Origin of the sequence: Aurantimonas sp. E1-2-R+4, from assembly GCF_036549515.1 — a bacterium.
GTDB classification, from domain to species: domain Bacteria; phylum Pseudomonadota; class Alphaproteobacteria; order Rhizobiales; family Rhizobiaceae; genus Aurantimonas; species Aurantimonas coralicida_A.
The window spans coordinates 37,775-56,504 of the sequence record NZ_JAZHLK010000012.1 but is presented as its reverse complement, the minus strand read 5'-3'; the positions used below and the strand labels follow the sequence as shown (position 1 = coordinate 56,504).

Sequence of the window (18,730 nt, the reverse complement as noted above, 5' to 3'; positions counted from 1 at the left end):
CGCTAGTCCGTGATCCATGCTGATCGGTTGACGACCAGGTCGCTCTGTCCCTCGCCGCCGCCGACGCAGGTGCTGTCGAAGAAGCTCGAGCCCTTGTAGGCGATCGACCCGCCGATGATCCGCGTGCAGCTGGCAACGCTGGTGGCATTGCCGTTGATCTTCACGTCGGACGAAGGGAAATAGATGATCCCCGACAGCGCCACGTCCGCCGTGCCGTTGTGCGTAAAGCCGTCACTGTCACGGCCGAACAGCAGAATATCCTTGAGTGGCCCGGTCTTCGGGGCCGTCAGCTCGACCCGGGCATGACCGTTGATGGAGAGGCTGGCGTTCTTCTCGAAGACCAGCGTCACGCCGTCGCCAGTGACCTCGGTGCCCGAATTCAGCTTGAGATCGCTGGAAAACACGTAGGTGCCGGGCTTGAGGCGCACGGTTCCTGAAAAATCCGAGGCCGAGCAGCGGCCTGGGCTAAAGGTTTTAACGGAGTTCTTCCTGGCGCCGGATACGGTCGCCGAGCATGTTCCCGTCACCGTCGGCGTAGCCACGAAAGCCAGCGGGTCGGGGATCGGGGCGATGCCGGTCTGCTCTGCCTCGCACGCCGTCTGGTCCGGGTTCACGCCCTGGATACCGCCGACGGTGACCAGACATTCCATATCGAGCGAGGCGGAGCCGAAACGGTAGATCGAGTTCGTCGCGCGCGAATTCGACGCGGCGACGCAGTTGCGCAGACGCACCTGACCGTTACCGCCGAACGACAAAGCCGGCCCAGTTTGATTGAGCGCGACGAGGCAGGCGGAGGAGCCAGCGGTGGCTTCCGCCACCGCGCTCTTGGCGATGTCGATGTCCGCATTGCCGAAAACCAGCGAGAAATAGCGCTGCTGCTTTTCGGAAATGCGGACATTGGTCTTTCCGGCGGCATCGAAATCGACATCAACCGTGACAGTATCGGCCGGAAACCCCGCCAGAATGGCTTGCGCGCGGGCACGTTGCCGCACTGTGTCGAGACCGACACCGTCTTTCCTGAGCAGGGCAGAGGAATAGGCGACGGCGTCGGTCACCGTCGTGAGCTTGACCTGACGGGCACGCCACATCGAGGCTTCCACGCCAATGGCCATCATGCCGACCGCGGCAGGCAGAACGAGCGCCCCGATGATGGCAATGGTGCCATCCCGGTTCCCGGCAAAGCGTCGGATCAGTCCGCGCAGCGGCTTCACGCCTATCTCCTGTTTAAATTCAATTCCTTAGCGTGCCAGCAAATTCCTTCCACTCCGTTGACAAAAAGAGTGACATTTCACCGCAGGGCATGGAGTGAGCGTTAGATCGCCCGCCGCCGCAGCCGTCACCCCCTTGGCGCCAGCGGTCTGCCAGCCGCTACAGCGGAGGAAGCGACACGGGGCGCCGAAGCGCCGCGCGACTTTGTCGCAGCCGCTGGCCGCTCCGGTCTGTACCTGGAAGCCGGGAGTTTACTCGGGTAATGGTCTCGTCCGCTGACGGAGAACGGCCGATCAGCCGCCGAACAGGCGCCGGAACAAGGACCGGTCGCTCGATCGGCCGGGATTGACGCGGCCTTCCACCGTCACGCCCGGCGGCGGCGGTCCGTCATAAATGACGACCCCCTGCCCGCCGACATCGGCGGGCGGAAGCGGCGCGCCGGCCTGATTGTAATATTGATCCTCGCCGGCTGGCATCTCGGAATCGTAATAGCGGTCCTCACCATAACCACTGTCCGCGGTGAGCGGTGCTTCCGCCTCGCCGATCCGGTAGTCGCCGGGCAGCGGCACGGCCGGCAGGCCTTCATGGGCGGCGGTCATGAAATCGTGCCAGGCCTGCGCCGGCAAAGACCCGCCGGTGACCTTCTGCATCTTGGCGCCGTTGTCGTTGCCGAGCCAGACGCCAGCGGTCAAATTGGCCGTGTAGCCGAGGAACCATGCGTCCTTGTAATCCTGGGTCGTACCGGTCTTGCCGGCGGCCTGCCATCCCTCGATCGCCGCCTTGCGGCCGGTGCCGCCGGTGACGACGCGGGTGAGCATCGCGTTCATCATCCCGACGATGTCAGCGGAGACGATGATCGGCGGAACCTCGGCGCCGCGCTCCCATAGCACTTTGCCGCTCTCCGTGGTGATGCGGTTGACGAGGTGCGGAGTCGCCCGATAGCCGCCATTAGCGAAGGGCGCAAAGGCGCCGGTGAGTTCCAGCAGCGAGACTTCCGAGGTTCCGAGCGCGATCGAGGCATTGTCGACCATCGGCGACTCGATACCCATGCGCTTGGCGGTCTCGATCACCGCCGGAGCGCCGACATTGTCCACCAGCCGCGCCGCGACCGTGTTCAGCGACTGGCGGAGCGCGTCGGCGACGGTGACCGGGCCACGATAGCGATTGTCGTAGTTCTGGGGCGTCCAATTGCCGATCTGGACCGGCGCGTCGTCGATCACCGTCTCGGGACGCCAGCCGTTTTCAAGCGCCGTTTCATAGACGAAAGGCTTGAACGATGAGCCCGGCTGCCGCTTGGCGTCGACGGCGCGGTTGAACTGGCTCTGGGCGTAGTCGCGGCCACCGACCATGGCGCGGATCGCACCGGTGCCGTCGACGGCGACGAGCGCGCCTTGCGAGACATTCTGCTTGGCGCCGTCGATGGTCTGACGGATGACCTTCTCGGCAGTCCTTTCGAGTCCGAGATCGATCGTCGTCTCGGCGATGACGTCCTCGGTCACGTCACCAATGAGATCGCGAATGTCCCGCATGACGAGGTCGGCGGCATAGTGCTCCGCGCCGGTCCAGTAGCTCTTGGCGGTGGTCGGCTGCTGCGCCTTGGCGGCCGCGTATTCGGCCTCGCCGATGAAGCCCGCCGAGCGCATCGCCCCCAGCACCACCTCGGCGCGCGCCTTGGCGGCAGCCGGATCGCGCGCGGGCGACAGACGCGACGGCGCTTTCAACAGCCCGGCGAGAAGCGCCGCCTCACCCAGATCGACCTCGGAAGCCGTTTTGTTGAAATAGCGCCGCGCCGCCGCTTCGACGCCGGTCGCGCCCGAGCCGAAATAGACCCGGTTGAGGTACATTTCGAGGATCTGGTTCTTGGTGAACTTGGTCTCCAGCCACAGCGCCAGGATCGCCTCCTGGATCTTGCGCTGAATGGTCTGTTCCGGATTCAGGAAGATGTTCTTGGCCAGCTGCTGGGTCAGGGTCGAGCCACCCTGCACCGTTTCGCCCGCCGCCAAATTCTCGTTGAAGGCGCGGATGATGCCGACCGGATCGATGCCCCAATGCTCGTAGAAGCGCCGATCCTCGATGGCGATCACCGCCTGCGGGATATACGGACTGACTTCGTCGAGCGAGACCGCCTTGCCGCCGGTCAGGCCGCGATTGGCCATCAGTTCGCCGCCGACCGAAACGATTTTGACGTTCGGCGGGCGATCCGGGATCGCCCAGGCTTCCTGCGGCAGCTTGACGGCGAAATACCCGACCACCGCGGCGACCGCGAGGCCGCCGACGAGGCCGAGCATCAAGAACAGCCGGAAGATGTGGCCGAGGAAGCCGCGCCGGCGCCGTCCCCCTCCCGAGCCGCCGGAACCACCGCCTTTCGACCGCCGCGCGGTCGAAGCCGGCTTGGCCGTGCGGGTTTTGGCACGGGTGGTCTTGTCGCGAAGCTTGCGGCGCGCGTCGTTGCTCGCCATCGGCACGGCTCTGTCGTCGGCGCTGACGTGGAAATCGTCGTCGCCTTCCGGCCCGTCAAAGGTCGGTTCGATACGCTCGTGCCGTCGTGCCATTTAGCCCAAAGCCCTTTCGGCGAAGAGCATGCCGCCACGGCGACGGCCCACCCTCAATCATCCCCTTACCAGCGGGAATGCAGTCTAATTGCGGCGATTTAACGGGGCGTTAAGCAATTGAAGTCGGGCTCGGGCGCCAGCGTCAGCGTCCCGGAACCTTGGAGCATCGAACCAAAAAGCGGAATCCGGTTTTTGGATCATTCCGACGCTCAATCAAACTGTTAGAGCGTCCTTCGTGCGTCCGAATGGACGCACGGCGCTCTAGAACAGGTCGAGCGAGAAACGGCGCGAGATGCCGAGACCGAAGGTGTACTGGTTCTCATCGCCGGCTTTGACGATCGGCGAATCCTTGGCATCGCCGACCAGCCGCTCATAGGAGGCGTCGGCATTGAGGAACCAGTCGGGGACCACCTCGTAGCGCGCCGAGGCCGCGACACCGACGCTCTTGAAGCCGCCTTCGGGCGCATAGGTGGTGAACCGGCCGCCGGAGGCGAAGGCTTCCGACGTTGTGACCCCGAAATAGGCATCCATGTAGTCGCTGGAGGCAAAGCTCGCGGTCGGACCGGCCTTGAGGATGATCCGCTCGGTCGGCCGCACGATCAGATTGGCGCCGATGTCGCCGACGAGGCCCTCGCCGCCGCCGAAGGCATAGCGCGCCGCGCCGTAGATCTCGGCGTTCTCCCATTCATAGCTGGCCTTGAGGCCCAGCTCGAAGGTCGCGTCGACATCATTCAGTCCGGCGAGTTCGGGAAAATCGGATGCTTTGCGCTCGCCGGTGTAACCGAAGGACGGGCCGATGGAGAAACCGCGACCATCCTTGCCGCCGAAGGCGCCGATGCCCGGAATGCTCAGATATTCGACGCTGACGATCGGCACCGGCGTGATCTGATATTCGTCCGAGCCGTCGTATTCCGGCGAGACGAAACCGGAAATGCCGAGCTCGAAAACAAAATCCGCGTCGCCGTAATCATAGGCGGCCGGGGCGAGCGGCGCTGGGTTCGGATCGTAAGGCCCCGCGGCGTGATCGGCCGCCGTGGCAGTGAGGCTCGAACCGAGAAGAAGGGCGAGCGCCGCAACGCCGGTACGCACGATCATGTCCTGATACTCCAGCCATTCGCGCCTCATTTTGCCGTGGTGGCACCGGGCACGTTATGCCCCTCGTTCATACCCGATATCCGGCGAGCGACAATGATCTTTGGCCAGTTTCGCGCGCGCCCGCGCAGTTTCCGCCGGCGCCGTTGCTGAGTGACCACAGCGGCGGTTCGTCGCGACTCGCTTGATCGGCCTAGCCGCATCCGCCACACTCGCGGCGTTCAAGGCGCGGAGACCGATGCGAAGCGAAATTTGCGAAAAGCTGGCGGTCTTCTGCGCCGTCCTATTCACCGTCGTGACCAGTGCCACGGGCGGCGGAACGGTCGCGCTAGGAGGCGCGGCAACCATCCTCACGCTGCCTGCCATTATGCAGAAGCTGCGGCAAAGCGGGCCGGAGCCGCAGGCGATGATGAAGCGGCTTGAACGCCGAATCGCGGCGAACTACCGCGATTGGGCCCGCAATGGCGGTGACATCACCGACGATCAGATTCCACCGATGGAGGCTGCGCTGGCCGCCGTTCTGCCACGGCTCGCCCTTGACCCTCGCGAAGTGATGGAAGCCGGTCGAGACAATTCGCGCCTCGCAACAATCGTTCTGACGGAGGCCAGCATTGCGGCGCCGGGCGACTTTGGCTCAGAGGTCGACCCGCAACAGGCGATCAACCGCCGCGCGCTCCATGGTCTCGTTGTTCAGACGCTGGACGCCCTCGACGGCGACCAGGCCTTTGAAGCGACGATGCAGCCCTGGTTCCAGCGCGAGGTGCTGGGCGATCTCAAGGCGCTGGCACACGGACAGACCGAAATTCGGGCCGACAATGTCGCCACGCATGGGATGCTGGAGGAAATTCTTCGTCGTATTCCGCCGACCGAAAAAGAGGCGGCGACCGAAGCGGGTATTCCGGAATCGACTTTGATCGAACTCGCCGCACGGATCGCGTCCGACGTGACGGATGTCAATCAGGCGCTGGCCGAACTGACCCGCGCGGTCGATATCGCCATCGAAGTGCAGAACGACGCGCGGCGCGGCAACAACACCGGCGCTTTCGTCGACGAGGTCTTGCGCCGCATGGCGGCACTTTCCGCGAGCGGCCACTATGCCGAAGCCGCGTCGGAAGCCGACCGCGCTTTCGCCGTATGGGAGAGCGCGGAGGCGGATCGACGTCAGGAAGCCCTGGCTCGCGGCGTTCGCATTCTCGACGCTGGCGTGAAGCAGGATATTCTTCGTCGCGACCCGGCATCCGCAGCCAAGCGCCTCGTTCGCATTCTCGATCTCGAAACCGCCGAAGCCGACCGCTTCGCCGCACTGCGCCGCCTTCAGGACGAATGGTACGTGCGCGGTCGCGACAAGGGCCTCAATCTCGATCTCGACGTATCGATCGAACTGGCACGGATCGCGGTCGAGCGGGCCACGAATAGCGATGAGCGAGGCGGGGCAATGAACAATCTCGGTGCCGCGCTGGCGATTCTAGGCGAGCGTGAGGCCGGCACAGAGCGCCTCGAACAGGCCGTCGACGCCTTCAACGCCGTCCTGGAGAAGCCTATCCGCGACCGCGCCCCCTCGGATGGGCCGCGACCCAGAACAATCTCGGCAACGCACTCCTGACGCTTGGCGAGCGCGAGACCGGCACAGAGCGCCTCGAACAGGCCGTCAACGCCTATAACGCGGCCCTCCACGAACGGACCCGCGACCGCGTCCCCCTCGAATGGGCCACGACCCAGAACAATCTCGGCAACGCGCTCCTAGCCCTCGGCCAGCGCGAGGCCAGCACCGAACGCCTCGAACAGGCCGTCAACGCCTATCGGGCCGCCCTCCAGGAACGCGCCCGCGATCGCGTCCCCCTCCAATGGGCCGGAACCCAGAACAATCTTGGCAACGCACTCCGGACCCTCGGCCAGCGCGAGACCGGCACCGGACGCCTCGAACAGGCCGTCGACGCATTCAACGCCGCCCTTGAGGAACTTACCCGCGACCGCGTCCCCCTCCAATGGGCCAAGATTCAGAACAATCTCGGCACCGCGCTGACGATCTTTGGTCAGCGTGAGACCGGCACCGGACGCATCGAACAGGCCGTCAACGCCTACAGCGACGCACTGGAAGAATATACCCGCGACCGCGCACCCCTCGACTGGGCACAAACACAGAACAATCTCGGCAACGCGCTCCTAGCCCTCGGCCAGCGCGAGGCCAGCACCGAACGCCTCGAACAGGCCGTCGAGGCCTATCGCGGCGCCCTCGAAGAGCGCACCCGCGACCGCGTGCCATTCCTGTGGGCACAAACGCAGGAGAATCTGGCCATCACGTTTTTCTCGCTATTCCAGAAGACCCACAACCAAAGCCAATTGCAATCGGCGCTCGACGCCGTCGACGGCGCGCTGGATGTCTACCGAGAAGCGGAGGCAGTCTTGTACATGGCGAATGCCGAGCAGCTGCGCGCGGCTATCTTCAACGTGATGGGCAGGGCGGGCAACTAATCGCTTCCACATTACGGCGGCGCCGCAACGAAAAAGGGCGCGGCACCCCCTCGGTACCGCGCCCTTCGCTGGTCCCCCGCTCGTCACATGGAGCAATGCGCTCCGCGAGTGCGGTATCCCCGTGATCGATCAAAATAGAGCCATTTCGTTAACGGCTCGTTAACCTGCCGCCCCGCCGAGCGCCGCGAGCACCCGCGCCCAGGAGCGCTGGCCCTTGTGGAAGGACGACATCTCGTACTTCTCGTTCGGCGAATGGATGCGGTCGTCGCCGCAGCCGAAGCCGATCAGGAGCGACTCCATGCCGAGCCTGTCCTTGAACTCGCCGACAACCGGGATCGAGCCGCCCATGCCGATCATCACCGCCTTGTTCGGCCATTCGTCCGACAGGGCGGCCCGCGCCTTTTCGAGCCAGGGCGAATCGAACGGCAGCTGGATCGCCGGCGAGCCGCCATGCGGCGAAAATTCCGCCGTGCAATCGGCCGGCAGACGCGCGGTGACAAATGCGCGGAAGGCGGCGCGGAGCTTTTCCGGGTCCTGACGGAAGACCAGCCGGAACGAGACTTTCGCGCTCGCCTCCGCCGCGATCACCGTCTTGAAGCCCTCGCCGGTATAGCCACCGGAGATGCCGTTGAACTCGGCGGTCGGCCGGGCCCAGACCTGCTCCAGCACCGAGCGGCCCTTTTCGCCGGCCGGCACCGACAAGCCGACCTGGCCGAGGAACTCCGTCTCGGAAAAATCGAGGTCGTCCCAGATCGCGCGGACGTCGTCCGGCAATTCGTCGACGCCGTCGTAGAAACCGGGGATGGTGACGCGCCCGTCGTCATCGTGAATGTCGGCGAGAATTTTCGCCAGCACGCGGATCGGGTTCTGCGCGGCGCCACCGAAATAACCCGAATGGAGGTCACGGCTGGCCGCCTTGATCGTCACTTCTTCGCCGACGAGGCCGCGCAGGCCGGTCGAGATCGCCGGCGTCTGCCGGTCCCACATATTGGTGTCGCAGACCAGCGCGACGTCGGCCGACAGCTCCGCCCGGTTGGCGTCGAGGAAGGGGTTGAGCGAGGGCGAGCCGGATTCCTCCTCCCCCTCCAGGAAGATCGTCACCGTGCAGGGCAGCCCGCCGGTCTCGGCCTTGTAGGCCCGGCAGGCCTCGACAAAGGTCATCAGCTGGCCCTTGTCGTCGGCCGAGCCGCGCGCGACGATCCGCTTGGTCCCGTCCGGCATCTCCCGGATCGTCGGCTCGAACGGCGGGCTTTCCCACAATTCGAGCGGGTCGACCGGCTGCACGTCGTAATGGCCGTAGAACAGGACGTGCGGCGCGCCGGAAGGCCCGTCGTGATGGGCAACCACCATCGGATGGCCATCAGTGTCGCGCACCGATGCGTCGAAGCCGATCGCGTCCAAATCGGCGGCCAGATACTCCGCCGCCCGCCGGCAATCGGCCGCATAGGCCGGATCGGTCGAGATCGACGGGATTTTCAAAAGCTCGGTCAACCGGCCGAGCGCCCGGTCGAGATTGAGGTCGAGGCAGGCGAGCACGCTGTCGAGATTGGCCATGAGGGGTCCCGTCGTTGGAGAAAGCGCCACGCGGGCGGCTGCCCCTTTCAGGTCACAGCCGGGCGCCGGACGCGGTCGTCTTGGCGCTATCGTTAAGGGAGCGGGACGGTCGGGATCAAGGCCTCAGCCGGAAGCGGCGTCGGGCCTCACTCCACCATCGCGCCGGGGCCGGGCGTCGCGCCGGGCGGGCATTTGCCGAGGATGATCATGCCGAGCACCTCGTCCTTGGTGACGTCGCCGGTCTTGGCGCCGCCGACGATCTGGCCGTTCTTCATAACGATCACCCGGTCGGCGAGATCGAAGACGTCGTGGATGTCGTGGCTGATCAGGAAAATGCCGATGCCGTCCTTCTTCAACTCCTTGATCAGTTCGCCGACCTGCGCGGTTTCCTGCGGCCCGAGCGCGGCGGTCGGCTCGTCCATGATCAGGATCTTGGCGTTGAACAGGATCGCCCTGGCGATCGCGACCGACTGGCGCTGACCGCCGGACAGCGCCTTCACCGGCTCCTTGAAGCGGCGGAAATTCGGATTGAGCCGGCCCATCACCTTGCGGGCCTCGGCCTCCATCGCCGCGTCGTCGAGCGTGCCCCAAGCCGTCAGGATCTCGCGGCCGAGGAAGAGGTTGGCGGCGGCGTCGACATTGTCGGCCAGCGCCAGCGTCTGGTAGATCGTCTCGATACCGTAGGCCTTGGCGTCGCGCGGGTTGGAGATCGCGGCCTCCTCGCCGCGCACATGGATCGTGCCGGCATCGCGCTTGTAGGCGCCGGAGAGGATCTTGATCAACGTCGACTTGCCGGCGCCGTTATGGCCAAGCAGCGCCACCACCTCGCCGGGATAAAGGTCGACCGAGGCGCCTTCGACCGCGTGAATGCCGCCGAAGGCGATTGAGATGTCGCGCATGTCGATCAGCGCCGGCCCGCTGCGGTCGACGGCGCCGGGGTGGCCGGGGCCGTGGTCGGTGACGGCTTCCATCGTCATGCTCATGCGGCCCTCCTGCGGTAGGTGGTGTCGATCCAGACGGCGATGACGAGGACGATGCCGACGACGATCGACTGCAGCGGCGAATCGACGCCCAAGAGCACCATGCCCGATTGCAGCGACTGCATGACGAGAGCCCCGAGCATCGCGCCGATGATCGTGCCGGCGCCGCCGGCGAGCGAGGTGCCGCCGATCACCGCCGCGGCGATGACATAGAGCTCGTCGAGCGTGCCGAGGGCGTTGGTGGCCGCGTTGAGGCGGGCCGTGGAGATCGCCGCGCCGAGAGCGGCGAGGCCGCCCATCAGCATGAACACCTTCATCAGCACCCAGCGGGTGTTGATGCCGGCGAGTTCCGCGGCTTCCGGATTGCCGCCGATGGCGAAGACGTAGCGGCCGAAGCGGGTGCGGCGCGCGACGAAGGTCATGACGATGCCGACCACGATGGCGAGCAGCACCGGCACGGCGACGCCGTAGCCGATCTGCAGTCCGCCCTCGGGCATTTCGATGCCGTTGGCGGTGGCGTAGCGCCGGGCGATGGCCGACGGCCATTTATAGGCATTGACGATGGCGGCGGCGCCGATAATCGCCACGAAGACGATGGCGCCGATGGTCGCCTCCGCCCAGATCGGCCGGAGCGGGAAGCCGAAGCTGAGGCGTCGCCGCCGCGCGAGGACGAGCGACACGGCGACCACGATGCAGGCGACGACAGCGAGGACCCAGGTCCAGGTCTCGCCGAGCGAACCGGTGGCGCCGCCGCCCATCAGCCGGAAGGTGTCGTCGAGCGGCGCGACCGTCCGGCCGGAGGTCAGCCACCAGGCGCCGCCGCGCCAGACCAAAAGGCCGCCAAGCGTGACGATGAAGGCCGGCACGCCGAGATAGGCGATGACGTAACCTTGCAGGCCACCGATCACGACCCCGACGAGAACGCCGCCGAGAAGCGTGATGATCCAGACGAAGGGGCTGTCGAAACCGAGAAGACCGGGCAGGATCTGCGCCTGCAGCGCCGCCATCGCCATGCCGGTGAAGCCGAGGATAGAGCCGACCGACAGGTCGATGTTGCGGGTGACGATGACCAGCACCATGCCGGTCGCCATCACCGCGATCGACGAGGTCTGGACCGTGAGATTCCATAAGTTGCGGGGAGTCAGGAAGATGCCGCCGGACAGAACGTGGAAGACCAGCCAGATGACCAGCAGCGCGCCGACCATGCCGAGCATGCGGGTGTCCACCTCGGTGGCGCGGATGAAGCCCTTGAGGCCGCCGCCGCCGGGCGTTGCCGCCGCTCCGGCTGTCGTCCCCGATGTCGCTTGGCTCATGGCCGCCTCCCTCGAGCGATGCTCTCTCTGGCCAGAGGGCGCATCGAGGGCTCGGCTCTACCGAACTGTGCAACGAATTGCGCTGGATAGAAAGCTTGGCGCGGCTTTGCCTTGCGCCTTGAACGATCCTTCAAATGGATCGGAGTGGCCACCGCCCTCACGGGCCGCGGCCACAGGTCGTTTTAGCCGCAGGCCGGAGTCGAGCCGGCTTCGACACCCTGGCAGACGACGTCCTTCGACACCCAGCCGGCATCGATGATCGTGTCGAGGTTGTCCTTGGTGATCGCGACCGGCTTCAGGAAGATCGACTGCATCTCGACCCCCTTAGGTCCGCCGCTGAACGCCTCGACGTCCGCGACTTCGTTCATCGCCGTCCCGTTCGCGAGGTCGAGCGCGATTTCCGCCGCCCGCTTGCCGAGTTCGCGGGAGTCCTTCCAGACCGAGACGGTCTGGGAGCCGCGGGCGATGCGGTTCAAGGCGGCGTGGTCGGCGTCCTGGCCGGAGACCGGAACGGAGCCGGCCAACCCTTGCGCTTCGAGCGCCGCGACGGCGCCGCCGGCGGTGCCGTCGTTGGAGGCGACGACCGCGTCGACCTCGTTGTTGTTGGCGGTCAGGATCTGTTCCATGTTCTGCTGGGCGTTGGCCGGCAGCCAGGCGTCGGTATAGGCCTCGCCGACATTCTTGATCTTGCCCGAGTCGATGGCGTCCTTGAGGACTTCCATCTGGCCGGAGAACAGGAAGTCCGCGTTGGGATCGGACGACGAGCCCTTGATGAAGGCGTAATTGCCTTCCGGCTGCGCTTTCAGCACTTCCTGGGCCTGGATGCGGCCGACTTCCTTGTTGTCGAAGGTGATGTAGAAAGCGTCCTGATTTTCGATCAGGCGGTCATAGCCGACCACCGGAATGCCGTTGTTGACGGCGCTTTCGACAGCCGGCGCGATGGCGTCGGAATCCTGCGCCAGGATGATCAGCGCGTCGGCGCCCTGGGAAATCAGCGACTCGACGTCGGTGAGCTGCTTGGAAGCCGACGACTGGGCGTCGGCCGAGATGTAAGTGGCGCCGGCAGCTTCCAGCGCTGCCTTGATGGCCGCCTCGTCGGTCTTCCAGCGCTCTTCTTGGAAGTTGGACCAGGACACGCCGACGGTCTTGCCTTCCTGCGCGGAAACCGCGCCCGCGGCAGCCATCGAGAACACCGCGCCGGCTAGCGCGAGCTTCAGAATTTTCATGAAATCCTCCCGGCGCATCGGCGCCCCACGATCAGACCGACCGGACCGTTCTCCCGACCGGTCGAGACTTTTTCCAAGCCTCGTAAAAAATCGTGACAGCAATTCTCATCCGTGTCAACGTGCCATTCGAGGGACCGCGCGATCCGACTAAAAGAGCGGAGGAGCGGCTGGGAGGACAGGCAGGAAAATGCTCGCGAAAACCGATGCGGACGACGTGCGCGCACACAATCGCCGCGCCGTCATCGACCACCTCCGACGAAACCCGATCTCGACGCGCAAGGCGCTGAGCGTGGCCACGGGCCTGTCGGTCTCGGCCGCCTCCGCCATCGCGGCGACGCTGCTGCGCGCCGGTCTGATCGTCGAAATCGCCGAAGACGAACGCGCCGCGCGGCGCGGCCGGCCGGGCCGAAGTCTGGCACTCGATGGCTCGGCCGCCAGTGTCGCGGTCGCGAAAATCGCCGTCGGCGAGGTGGCCGTTCGCGTTTGCGACTATCGCGGCGACCTGCTCGGAGAAGCCCGGCGGGAGTGCGACATCTCCGGTTTCGGCGAGGACGAGATCGTGCGGCTTCTGGCCACGCTGCTCGGCGAAGCAATGCTCGGATTGGCGGGCAACACGATGCCGCGAAACCTCGTCGTCGCCGTCCAGGGAAAAACCGACAGCAACGCCCGGCGCATTCTCTGGTCGCCCGCCCTGAAAGCCCGCGACCTCGACATCGCCGGCCCGCTCACCGCCCTGACCGGGGTGCCCGTCGGCGTCTTCAACGATTGTTCGCTGATGCCCGAGGCGTTCCGCTGGAAGCCGGATTTCGCACGGCGCGATTTCGCCACGCTTTTCATCGGCGTCGGTGTCGGCATGGGGCTGCGGCTTGGCGGCACCACTTTTCAGGGCCAGCGCTCCTCGGCGGTCGAGTTCGGCCATATCAACCACATTCCCGGCGGCGCCCTCTGTCGCTGCGGCAATCGCGGCTGCATCGAGGCCTATGCCGGCGACTATGCGATCTGGCGGCGAGCGAACGGGCGGCCGGACGAAATCTCGGCGGGCCGGGTCAGCGATGCCGACATGCATCGTCTGGCGGCACTCGCCCGATCGGGCGAGCCCGCCGCGACTCGGGCCTTTGCCGAGGCGGGCACCGCGATCGGTTACGGTCTCGGGCGCATGTTCACGCTGGTCGATCCCTTGCCGGTCGTCTTCACCGGCTCCGGTGCCCACGCCATGGACTTGCTGGAGCCGGCGATCCGCGCCGGCATCCGCGACAGCGCCATCGACGGGGTCGGCGCCGACATCCCCTTCTCGCTGGCGGACGACGTCGACGAACTGATCTTCGGGGCCGCCACCGCCAAGGGGTTGGCGGCGTGCGACGATGAATTCGCCCGTGCCGGCAACGCCGAAACGAGGGAGGCCGCCTGATGCGATCGACGCTTCTCCCGCTGGGTCTGTCGATCGCCTTGGCCCTCCCCGCCTTCGCTGGCGAGCCAGCCTGGCGCGAAACCGCGATCAAGCAGCGGATCGACCCGGCGAGCCTGGCCGGCCCCCTCTCCGCAAAGGCCCTGCGCGACCTTGTGCAAAAAGGCCGCGACCTGTTCGAGGCGCGCTTCACCATCCTCGACGGCGCCGGCCGCCCGAACGCCACCCAGGCGATCGTCCCGACCACCTCCCGTCGTCCCGCCGAGCAAGCCTTTCAACGGCTCGCCGGCCCCGACGCCAATGCCTGCGCCTCCTGCCACAACGAGCCGGTGACCGGCGGGGCCGGCGGTTTCGTCACCAATGTCTTCGTCTCCGAAGGCTTCGAAAGCGCCGATTTCGACACGCTCGATCCGCAATTTTCTAACGAACGCGGCACCAATCATCTGTTTGGCGCCGGCCTTGTCGAGCTGCTCGCCCGCGAGATGACGGCCGACCTCGTGGCAGCGCGGGCGGAGGCACTGCAACAGGCGCGCGCCTCAGGCGAGCCGGTGCGCATGGACCTCGCCTCGAAGGGCGTTGCCTTCGGCCGGATCACGGCGCTTCCCGATGGCTCGGTCGATCTCGCGGAACTCGACGGCGTCGACGCCGACCTCGTCGTGCGACCCTTCACCCAGAAGGGGGTGATGACGTCGCTGCGCCAGTTCACCGTCAATGCGCTCAACCATCATCATGGCATGCAGCCGGACGAGCGCTGGGGCGCCCGCTGGACCGGGTCGGCGGATTTCGACGGCGACGGCGTCGCCGACGAGATCGGCACAGGCGAGGTTTCGGCGCTGGTCGCCTTTCAGGCGAGCCTGCCGCCGCCGCGCGAGACGGCACCGAACGATCCGGCGTGGCGCAAGGCCGCCGCGATCGGACGTCAGCGTTTCGCCGATCTCGGCTGCGAGACCTGCCATCGCCCGACCCTGCCGCTGGAAAGCCTTGCCTTCGCCGACCCCGGCCCGGTGGATATGGCCGGCACGTTGCGCCAGGGCGATGTGGCAAGCCCGGCGGTCTACGATCTCGCGTTGCTCGATTGGGCGAAAACCCTGCCGCGCAACGACAAGGGCGAGATTCAGGTGCCGCTGTTCGGCGATCTCAAACGCCACCGCATCGCCGACACGAGAACCGCGGCGCTCGGCAACGAGACGCTCGCCCAGCGCTTCGTCGAACGCGACGTGTTCATGACCGCCGAGCTTTGGGGGATCGCCGATACGGGCCCTTACGGCCATCGCGGCGACATGACGACGCTGGACGACGTGATCCGCGCCCATGGCGGCGAGGCGGCGGACAGCGCCAAGGCCTATCGCGACTTGCCCGAGGCGGAGCGCTCGGCGCTGATCGCCTGGCTGAAGACCTTGAGGATCGAACCGTGAGCCGCCGCCTCCGGCCCTCGGTAAATGGCCTTGCGAGCGTCCTCGTCGGGTGCCTCCTCGCCTTCCCCGGCCGCGCAGAAGAAGGCACCGCACTCCCCTTTGCGGGCGATACGCCGGTGTTTCAGGAAGAGGCGAAGGCCGCCGGCATCGACCATGTCTATGGCGGGCCGTGGGAGTTCTTCGTCGGCGGTGGCGGCGCGGCCTTCGACTGCAATGGCGACCGCTTCCCGGACGTCTTCCTCGCCGGCGGCAAGGGCGAAGGCGCGTTCTACGTCAACCGATCCGAGGCCGGCGGTCCGCTTTTGTTCGAAAAACGCGCCCAGGATATCGACCCGAAGGACCTTGCCGACGTCACCGGCGCCTATCCGCTCGACATCGACCAGGATGGCCGCGAGGATCTCGTGCTCTTGCGGGTCGGCGGCAATATCCTCTTGAAGGGCGGCCCCGACTGTCGTTTCGACAAGGCGAATTTCGACTGGAGATTCGACGGCGGCCGCGCCTGGACGACGGCGTTCTCCGCGATCGTCGAGCCGGGCGCGCGGTTTCCGACGCTCGCCTTCGGCAATTATGTCGACCGCTCAGCGCCCGGCTCGCCCTGGGGCACCTGCGCCGACAACGTCCTGCTGCGTTCCAAGCAGGGCGAGGCACCGGACTATTCCGAGCCGACGGTTCTGACGCCGGGCTATTGCGCCCTGTCGATGCTGTTCACCGACTGGAACCGCTCGGGCGAGCCGGCGCTCAGGATCACCAACGACCGGCAGTATTATCGCGGCGGCGAGGAGCAGTTATGGCGCGTCGAGCCCGGCCGGGCGCCGCACCCCTATCGCAAGGCCGATGGCTGGCAACATTTGACCATCTGGGGAATGGGCATCGCCGAAGGCGACATCGACGGCGACGGCACGCCGGAATACGCCTTGACCTCGATGGGCGACACCAAGCTGCAATTTCTCGACCGCGAATTCGAGGACGCCCCGACCTATCGGGACGAGGCCTATGAGCGCGGTGCGACCGCCCACCGGCCCTACAAGGACGACGCGGGCAAGCCGTCGACCGGCTGGCATGCGGGCTTTGCCGATTTCAACAACGACACCGCCCTCGATCTTTTCATCGCCAAGGGCAATGTCGAGGCGATGCCCGATTTCGCCGCGTACGACCCGGACAATCTCCTGATGGGCGGCTTCGACGGCCGCTTCACCGAGCGCGGCGGCGAGGCCGGCATCGCGCTCGCCACCAAGGGACGCGGCGCGCTGATAACCGATTTCAACCTCGACGGCGCGCTGGACCTCCTGGTCGTCAATCGCGGTGACCCGGCGAGCCTGTTCCGCAATCTCGGGGCAAAGAGTGACTTCGGCCAACGGCCGCTAGGCAATTTCCTTGAGATCGCGCTTGGCCAGAAGGACGCCAACCGAACAGCGCTGGGTGCGAAGCTCGCGGTCCGCGTCGGCACGAAGACGATCAACCGCACGGTTCAGGTGGGCGGCGGCCATGCCTCAGGCACATCCGGCTTCGTCCATGTCGGCCTCGGCACCGCCGAGCGCGCCGAAGTGCGGGTGCAATGGCCGGACGGCGAATGGAGCCATCCTTACCGGGTCTTCGCCAACAATTTCGTGTTGATCGACCGGGGCGCTGCGGACGCCCGCTACTGGTACCCCGACGCCGACCGCCCGGTCACGCGCCCCGCAAGGGCCGCAACCATCCACTAAGGACAGCCCTCATTTGCCGAGCGACGGCGCGGTGGCCAGCGACACCGACTTGATCTGGGCAAAGAGTTGGTCGCCGACGGCAAGGCCCAGCCGCGCCGCCGACCGCCGTGTCACCTTGGCGACGAAACTCATCTCCGGCGCCCCGTCGAGGGCAAGCACGAAGGCCAGGCTGGCGGCCGCGGCGGTCGGCTCGACGGCGACGATCCGAACCGCAAGCGTGTTGAGGATGGTCGAAAGGGTCGGGATTTCCCGCGACAGGCTGACGTCGCTGGCCTCGATGCGCAGGCGCCGCAGCCCGCCAATGTCGTCCGGCCCGCAGCCGTCGACGAACACCCGCTGGCCGCCGAGATCGAGTTCGGCCAGCGCGTCCGCCGCGTCAAACGCCACCACGCGCGCCGGCAGCACGGAGGCCGCATGCGGATCGCGCACGAAGCCGAGACCGGCGTCGGTCAGCGCCATGTTGAGCGGGCCGCTGGCGCGGACCCGGCCGGCTTCGAGCACGACGATCCGGTCGGCGAGACGCTCGACCTCGGAGATATCGTGGCTGATATAGAGGATCGGGATTCGCAGCCGATCGTGCAGCGCCTCGAAATACGGCAGGATCTCATCCTTCGCCATGCGGTCGAGGGCTGCCAGCGGCTCGTCCATCAACAACAGGCGTGGCCGCGACAGGATCGCGCGCCCGAGGGCGACGCGCTGGCGTTCGCCGCCTGACAGCGTCGTCGGTGAGCGGGCGAGCAGCGGACGCAGGCCGAGCAGGCCGACGATCTCGGCGAACCGCCCTTCATCGAGGCCGCCAACGCTGCGTCGCGCGCCATAGACGAGGTTTTTGAAGACCGTCAGATGGGCGAACAGGCTTGCTTCCTGGAAGACGTAGCCGATCTCGCGGCGATGCGGCGGGCAAAAGATCTGTGCATCCTGCCAGGTCTCGGAGCCGACCACGACGCGGCCCTTGAGCCGGGTGAGGCCGGCGATGGCCCGGAGCACCGTGGTCTTGCCCGAGCCGGAGGGTCCGAACAAGGCGGTGACGCCGGAGGCGGGCAGATCGAAGGCGACGTCGAGCGCGAACTGCCCCAGCCGGCCCGCAAGCGCGATGTCGATGCGGGGTGTCTCCGCTTTGGAGCCATCATGGGTCGTCACGGCTGCGGTTGCCCCATCCGCCGGCCGATCAGCGTCATGGTCAGGATGACGAGGAAGGAAAACACCAGCATGCCGCCGGCGAGGATATGCGCCTCGGTCCAGCGCAGGGTCTCGACGTAATCATAGATCGCCACCGACAGCACCTTGGTCTCGCCGGGAATACTGCCGCCGATCATCAGGACGACGCCGAACTCGCCGACGGTGTGGGCGAAGCCGAGCACAGCGCCGGTGAGGAAGCCCGGCCGTGCCAGCGGCAGCGCCACCGTCAGGAACCGGTCGAGCGGCGCGGCGCGCAGCGTCGCCGCGACCTCCAGCGGGCGCTCCCCGATCGCCTCGAAGGCGTTGCGGATCGGCTGCACGACGAAGGGCATGGAATAGACCACCGAGCCGATCACCAGCCCCTCGAAGCTGAAGGCGAGCGTTCTCACGCCGAGAAGCCCGCCGAGACCGTCCGGCCCGAGCGCGATAAGAAGATAGAAGCCGAGGACGGTCGGCGGCAGCACCAGCGGCAGCGCGACGAGCGTCCCGACGATCTCTTTCCACCGCGCCCGGGATCGCGCCAGCCACCAGGCGAGCGGCGCGCCGATCAGCAACAGGATCAGCGTCGTCGCGGTCGCGAGCTCGAGGGTCAGAACGACAGCACTGAGGATTTCACCACCTTCGAACACC

At 66.4% G+C, this 18,730-nt stretch carries 14 protein-coding genes and 1 pseudogene; 6 read left to right on the top strand and 9 right to left on the bottom strand.

Translation table 11 applies throughout. From position 1 onward, the window contains the following. Positions 1–2: 2 nt before the first annotated feature. The 3 genes from VQ045_RS07915 to VQ045_RS07905 all read right to left on the bottom strand — a co-directional run bounded on the left by VQ045_RS07915 (position 3) and on the right by VQ045_RS07905 (position 4,856). The gene (locus VQ045_RS07915) at positions 3–1,211 is read right to left on the bottom strand and encodes a TadE/TadG family type IV pilus assembly protein (RefSeq protein ID WP_331829733.1); all 1,209 of its coding nucleotides are present in this window, start codon (positions 1,209–1,211) and stop codon (positions 3–5) included. A 291-nt stretch (positions 1,212–1,502) separates the two neighbouring features. Continuing rightward, the gene (locus tag VQ045_RS07910) at positions 1,503–3,761 is read right to left on the bottom strand and encodes a transglycosylase domain-containing protein (RefSeq protein ID WP_331829732.1); all 2,259 of its coding nucleotides are present in this window, start codon (positions 3,759–3,761) and stop codon (positions 1,503–1,505) included. Positions 3,762–4,022: 261 nt separating this feature from the next. Beyond that, the gene (locus VQ045_RS07905; RefSeq protein ID WP_331829731.1) at positions 4,023–4,856 is read right to left on the bottom strand and encodes a MipA/OmpV family protein; all 834 of its coding nucleotides are present in this window, start codon (positions 4,854–4,856) and stop codon (positions 4,023–4,025) included. 235 nt (positions 4,857–5,091) lie between these two features. On the opposite strand from VQ045_RS07905, the gene VQ045_RS07900 reads away from it, so the two are divergent. The 3 genes and pseudogenes from VQ045_RS07900 to VQ045_RS07890 all read left to right on the top strand — a co-directional run bounded on the left by VQ045_RS07900 (position 5,092) and on the right by VQ045_RS07890 (position 7,325). Then, complete coding sequence (locus VQ045_RS07900; protein ID WP_331829730.1) at positions 5,092–6,456, top strand: hypothetical protein; 1,365 nt, start codon at positions 5,092–5,094, stop codon at positions 6,454–6,456. Beyond that, positions 6,453–7,040: pseudogene (locus tag VQ045_RS21975) on the top strand (tetratricopeptide repeat protein); the annotation flags it as partial. The gene VQ045_RS07900 and the pseudogene VQ045_RS21975, both read left to right, overlap by 4 nt. A 69-nt stretch (positions 7,041–7,109) precedes the next feature. Continuing rightward, positions 7,110–7,325 (top strand): hypothetical protein, encoded by a 216-nt coding sequence (locus VQ045_RS07890; RefSeq protein ID WP_331829728.1) that lies wholly within the window; start codon positions 7,110–7,112, stop codon positions 7,323–7,325. 159 nt (positions 7,326–7,484) lie between these two features. On the opposite strand, the gene VQ045_RS07885 is transcribed toward VQ045_RS07890, so the two are convergent. From VQ045_RS07885 to xylF, 4 genes are all read right to left on the bottom strand, one after another. Continuing rightward, the gene (locus VQ045_RS07885; protein ID WP_331829727.1) at positions 7,485–8,879 is read right to left on the bottom strand and encodes a dipeptidase; all 1,395 of its coding nucleotides are present in this window, start codon (positions 8,877–8,879) and stop codon (positions 7,485–7,487) included. Between the two features lie 146 nt (positions 8,880–9,025). Then, a complete protein-coding gene (locus tag VQ045_RS07880) occupies positions 9,026–9,850 on the bottom strand; it encodes an ATP-binding cassette domain-containing protein (protein WP_442879836.1) in 825 nt (274 codons plus the stop codon). Between the two features lie 8 nt (positions 9,851–9,858). Further along, a complete protein-coding gene (locus VQ045_RS07875; protein ID WP_331829725.1) occupies positions 9,859–11,172 on the bottom strand; it encodes a sugar ABC transporter permease in 1,314 nt (437 codons plus the stop codon). Positions 11,173–11,354: 182 nt separating this feature from the next. Continuing rightward, positions 11,355–12,398: a D-xylose ABC transporter substrate-binding protein gene (xylF, locus tag VQ045_RS07870; RefSeq protein WP_331829724.1), complete on the bottom strand. Its 1,044-nt coding sequence runs from the start codon at positions 12,396–12,398 to the stop codon at positions 11,355–11,357. Between the two features lie 187 nt (positions 12,399–12,585). Here xylF and VQ045_RS07865 point away from each other — a divergent pair, with 187 nt between their 5' ends. From VQ045_RS07865 to VQ045_RS07855, 3 genes are read left to right on the top strand one after another with little or no spacing between them, the layout of a single operon-like run. Beyond that, complete coding sequence (locus VQ045_RS07865) at positions 12,586–13,806, top strand: ROK family protein (RefSeq protein WP_331829723.1); 1,221 nt, start codon at positions 12,586–12,588, stop codon at positions 13,804–13,806. Beyond that, complete coding sequence (locus tag VQ045_RS07860; RefSeq protein WP_331829722.1) at positions 13,806–15,218, top strand: di-heme oxidoredictase family protein; 1,413 nt, start codon at positions 13,806–13,808, stop codon at positions 15,216–15,218. Before VQ045_RS07865 ends, VQ045_RS07860 begins: the two co-directional genes overlap by 1 nt. Next, positions 15,215–16,921, top strand: a complete 1,707-nt coding sequence (locus VQ045_RS07855; protein WP_331829721.1) for a CRTAC1 family protein — start codon at positions 15,215–15,217, stop codon at positions 16,919–16,921. The genes VQ045_RS07860 and VQ045_RS07855 overlap by 4 nt, the downstream gene beginning before the upstream one ends. Positions 16,922–16,930: 9 nt before the next feature. On the opposite strand, the gene modC is transcribed toward VQ045_RS07855, so the two are convergent. Beyond that, positions 16,931–18,061 (bottom strand): molybdenum ABC transporter ATP-binding protein, encoded by a 1,131-nt coding sequence (gene modC / locus VQ045_RS07850; RefSeq protein WP_331829720.1) that lies wholly within the window; start codon positions 18,059–18,061, stop codon positions 16,931–16,933. Continuing rightward, positions 18,058–18,729: a molybdate ABC transporter permease subunit gene (modB, locus tag VQ045_RS07845; RefSeq protein ID WP_331829719.1), complete on the bottom strand. Its 672-nt coding sequence runs from the start codon at positions 18,727–18,729 to the stop codon at positions 18,058–18,060. The genes modC and modB overlap by 4 nt, the downstream gene beginning before the upstream one ends. Between the last annotated feature and the right edge of the window lies 1 nt (position 18,730).

What these genes read in the sequence shown, in the direction of transcription:
- VQ045_RS07910 (WP_331829732.1), bottom strand. Translation starts at nt 3,761, where the DNA reads ATGGCACGACGGCACGAGCGTATCGAACCGACCTTTGACGGGCCGGAA.
- VQ045_RS07905 (WP_331829731.1), bottom strand. Translation starts at nt 4,856, where the DNA reads ATGATCGTGCGTACCGGCGTTGCGGCGCTCGCCCTTCTTCTCGGTTCG.
- VQ045_RS07900 (WP_331829730.1), top strand. Translation starts at nt 5,092, where the DNA reads ATGCGAAGCGAAATTTGCGAAAAGCTGGCGGTCTTCTGCGCCGTCCTA.
- VQ045_RS07885 (WP_331829727.1), bottom strand. Translation starts at nt 8,879, where the DNA reads ATGGCCAATCTCGACAGCGTGCTCGCCTGCCTCGACCTCAATCTCGAC.
- VQ045_RS07880 (WP_442879836.1), bottom strand. Translation starts at nt 9,850, where the DNA reads ATGGAAGCCGTCACCGACCACGGCCCCGGCCACCCCGGCGCCGTCGAC.
- VQ045_RS07875 (WP_331829725.1), bottom strand. Translation starts at nt 11,172, where the DNA reads ATGAGCCAAGCGACATCGGGGACGACAGCCGGAGCGGCGGCAACGCCC.
- xylF (WP_331829724.1), bottom strand. Translation starts at nt 12,398, where the DNA reads ATGAAAATTCTGAAGCTCGCGCTAGCCGGCGCGGTGTTCTCGATGGCT.
- VQ045_RS07865 (WP_331829723.1), top strand. Translation starts at nt 12,586, where the DNA reads ATGCTCGCGAAAACCGATGCGGACGACGTGCGCGCACACAATCGCCGC.
- VQ045_RS07860 (WP_331829722.1), top strand. Translation starts at nt 13,806, where the DNA reads ATGCGATCGACGCTTCTCCCGCTGGGTCTGTCGATCGCCTTGGCCCTC.